Source organism: Acinetobacter sp. UBA3132, from assembly GCF_002364825.1.
Classification (GTDB): Bacteria; Pseudomonadota; Gammaproteobacteria; order Pseudomonadales; family Moraxellaceae; genus Acinetobacter; species Acinetobacter schindleri.
Map to the genome: position 1 here is coordinate 1 of NZ_DEZM01000220.1, position 3,711 is coordinate 3,711.

3 protein-coding genes are annotated in these 3,711 nt (G+C 42.0%); all 3 read left to right on the forward strand.

All coding sequences use genetic code 11. From position 1 onward, the window contains the following. Window positions 1-255 precede the first annotated feature (255 nt). Window positions 256-525: a DNA-binding transcriptional regulator Fis gene (fis, locus tag B4033_RS12045; protein ID WP_001086304.1), complete on the forward strand. Its 270-nt coding sequence runs from the start codon at window positions 256-258 to the stop codon at window positions 523-525. Window positions 526-619: 94 nt separating this feature from the next. Further along, window positions 620-2,194 (forward strand): bifunctional phosphoribosylaminoimidazolecarboxamide formyltransferase/IMP cyclohydrolase, encoded by a 1,575-nt coding sequence (purH, locus tag B4033_RS12050; RefSeq protein ID WP_286834286.1) that lies wholly within the window; start codon window positions 620-622, stop codon window positions 2,192-2,194. A 142-nt stretch (window positions 2,195-2,336) separates the two neighbouring features. Next, on the forward strand, window positions 2,337-3,620 hold the full coding sequence (purD, locus tag B4033_RS12055; RefSeq protein ID WP_286834289.1) for a phosphoribosylamine--glycine ligase: 1,284 nt from the start codon (window positions 2,337-2,339) through the stop codon (window positions 3,618-3,620). Window positions 3,621-3,711: the final 91 nt, after the last annotated feature.

Genomic DNA, 3,711 nt, shown 5'->3' on the forward strand with positions numbered 1-3,711 from the left:
TTGCTAATGCGCTCTAACACTTATTGCGTATCATGCAGATTTTTTTGTTTGATTTTTGGTCGGTAACAAAAATTTAACAATTGTTACGCTTATATTTCGACCAACTGGCTGAGATGTGTCAAGCTACATGCTCAATGTAATGACCATGTTTTAGAGCTTCTGTTTTAGGATCTAAAACAGAAGCTCATTTAATTTATAGACCACTTTTATATATCACTTTACCCAAGTGGTATTTGATTTTTCGGATTAATTCGCATGAATAGCAAATCTCCTATTTTTACTGCACAATCTGATGTCGCTCTTCGTATTCACGTAGATCGCGCAGTTCGCCACTATTTTGCACAACTGCAAGGCGAGCAACCTTCTCAGGTGTATGACATGGTGCTGGCAGAAATGGAGAAGCCTCTTCTATCTGTAGTTCTAGAATATACGCGTGGTAACCAGACCCGCGCTGCTGAAATTCTCGGCTTAAACCGCGGTACTTTGCGTAAAAAGTTAAAAGCACACGGTTTAATGAGTGAATAAATGATAAAATGCTTGCGTTAATCGCAGGCATTTTTTTTGACTGTAAATTAGCTATTTAGATTTAATCTGTTCCTTGGTAACTGTGACGAAGATCATGACTATTAAACGCGCTTTAATCTCTGTTTCCGACAAAACCGGTATTGTTGAGTTTGCACAAAACCTTGCTGCTCTAGGGGTAGAAATTTTATCTACTGGCGGTACATATAAATTGTTGAAAGACAATAATGTCGCTGTAGTTGAAGTTTCAGAGCACACTGGTTTCCCAGAGATGATGGACGGCCGTGTTAAAACACTACATCCAAAAATTCATGGCGGCATTCTGGCCCGTCGTGGTCTAGACGAAGCAGTGATGGCTGAACACAACATCGATGCGATCGATCTTGTTGTTGTTAACCTGTATCCATTTGCTGCGACTGTAGCAAAACCAAACTGTTCACTTGCTGATGCGATCGAAAATATCGACATCGGTGGTCCAACTATGGTTCGTGCTGCTGCAAAAAACCATGCTTCTGTCGGTATCGTAGTGAATGCATCTGACTACGCAATGGTAATTGCTGAGCTTAAAGCTGAGGGTGCTTTATCTTATGCAACCCGTTTTGACCTGGCAGTGAAAGCATTTGAACATACTGCGCAATACGATGGTATGATCGCATCTTACTTAGGCGCTCGCGTAGGTGTCGAGGAAGGTCAGGCTGACAAATTCGCGCGTACTTTCAATACACAATTGAACAAAGCTCAAGACTTACGTTACGGTGAAAATCCGCATCAGTCTGCTGCATTCTATGTAGATCCAGCTGCAACTGAAGCTTCTGTTTCAACTGCAAAACAGTTACAAGGTAAAGAACTCTCTTATAACAACATTGCGGACACAGACGCTGCACTTGAATGTGTTAAATCATTTGTGAAGCCTGCTTGTGTCATCGTTAAACATGCCAACCCATGTGGCGTTGCAGTATCTTTAGACGGTATCAAAACTGCTTATGACTTGGCTTATGCAACTGACCCTGAATCTGCATTCGGTGGCATTATTGCATTCAACCGTGAATTAGATGTTGAAACTGCTCAAGCAATTGTTGACCGTCAATTTGTTGAAGTAATCATCGCTCCTAGCGTTGCTGAAGGCGTGCTTGAAGTCACTGGTGCGAAGAAGAATGTACGCGTACTAGTATGTGGCGAACTTCCGAAGATTGACGAACGTGCTGCACAACTTGACTACAAACGCGTAAACGGCGGTTTGTTAGTTCAAGATCAAGACTTAGGCATGATTACGAAAGATGATCTTAAAGTTGTGACGAAGCGTGCACCAACTGAACAAGAAATTGACGACATGATCTTTGCCTGGAAAGTAGCGAAATACGTAAAGTCTAATGCGATTGTTTATGCGAAAAACCGTCAAACGATCGGTGTAGGCGCTGGCCAAATGAGCCGTGTGAACTCTGCTCGTATTGCTGCTATCAAAGCTGAACATGCAGGTTTAGTCGTTGAGGGTGCAGTAATGGCGTCTGATGCATTCTTCCCATTCCGCGATGGTATTGATAACGCTGCAAAAGCAGGTATCAAATGCATTATTCAGCCGGGTGGTTCTATGCGTGACGAAGAAACGATTGCAGCAGCTGACGAAGCTGGTATTGCAATGGTGTTCACTGGCATGCGTCATTTCCGCCACTAAGTTGTAAAATTTAAAAATAAGCCCTCCTTTCTATAAGGGGGGTTTATTATGTCTGTATTGATTTGCATCTTGCGTTAAGATGTTAATGATTTTTAAGCCGAATTAGGCTTTGGGAATTTCATTTTCGAGGATTATTCTAAAGATGAACATTTTAGTTTTGGGTAGTGGCGGTCGTGAGCATGCATTGGCGTGGAAAATCGCACAAGACGATCAAGTTACAAAAGTTTTTGTAGCGCCAGGTAATGCAGGTACTGCAACTGAAAATAAATGTGAAAATGTCGCTTTAGACATTCTCGACAACCCTGCGATTATTGATTTTGCCAAAAACAATGCAGTTGAACTGATTATTGTCGGCCCTGAAGCACCGCTTGTAAATGGTGTTGTGGATGCTTGTCGTGAAGCGGGTGTAAAAATTTGGGGTCCAACGCAATTTGCTGCACAACTGGAAGGCTCTAAAGCATTTGCGAAGCACTTCTTAAAACGCCATAACATTCCAACTGCTTTCTATGACGTGTTCACGGAAGTCGATGCGGCTAAAGCATTTATTGAGAAAAATGGCGCGCCAATCGTAATCAAGGCGGATGGTCTTGCTGCAGGTAAAGGCGTAATCGTTGCGATGACCAATCAAGAAGCATTCGATGCCATTGATGACATGCTTGCAGGCAACAAATTTGGGGATGCAGGTTCTCGTGTTGTGATTGAGGAATTCCTTGCAGGTGAAGAAGCATCTTTCATTTGTATGATTGATGGTGACAACATCTTGCCGATGGCCACTTCACAAGACCACAAGCGTATTTTTGAAGGCGACCAAGGTCCAAACACTGGCGGTATGGGTGCTTACTCTCCTGCTCCTGTTGTAACTTCAGACGTTTTTGAAAAAGCAATGAATGAAGTGATGCGTCCAACTGTTGAAGGCATGAAGAAAGACGGTCATGTATATACAGGTTTCTTATACGCTGGTTTGATGATTGATGAACAAGGTCAACCTAAAGTAATCGAGTTTAACTGTCGTTTTGGTGACCCTGAAACTCAGCCAATCATGATGCGTTTAAAATCATCATTAGTTGATTTGGTTCAAGCAGGTATCGAAGGTAATCTTCCTACGGAAGCTGAATGGGATGAACGTAAAACTGTCGGTATCGTGCTTGCATCTCGTGGCTACCCTGAAACGTCTAGTAATGGCGATGTGATTTCAGGTTTAGACACTGAAATGGCAGATGCGAAAGTGTTCCATGCAGGTACGAAAGCACTTGAGAATGGCGATATCGTGACTGCTGGCGGTCGTGTACTTTGCGTGACTGCACTGGGTAATACTATTGGTGAAGCACAAGCAAAAGCATTAGAACTTTGCCAAAAAGTGACTTTCGACGGCGTTCAATATCGTAAAGATATTGGTTACCGTGCAATTGCTCGTGAAAATTCTTAATTTCGGTTAAGTATCAAAAACCCCGATTCGTTCGGGGTTTTTTTATTTTTTATAATTTATTTTTTATAATTTATTTTTTATAATTTATTTT

What these genes read in the sequence shown, in the direction of transcription:
- purH (WP_286834286.1), top strand. Translation starts at nt 620, where the DNA reads ATGACTATTAAACGCGCTTTAATCTCTGTTTCCGACAAAACCGGTATT.
- fis (WP_001086304.1), top strand. Translation starts at nt 256, where the DNA reads ATGAATAGCAAATCTCCTATTTTTACTGCACAATCTGATGTCGCTCTT.
- purD (WP_286834289.1), top strand. Translation starts at nt 2,337, where the DNA reads ATGAACATTTTAGTTTTGGGTAGTGGCGGTCGTGAGCATGCATTGGCG.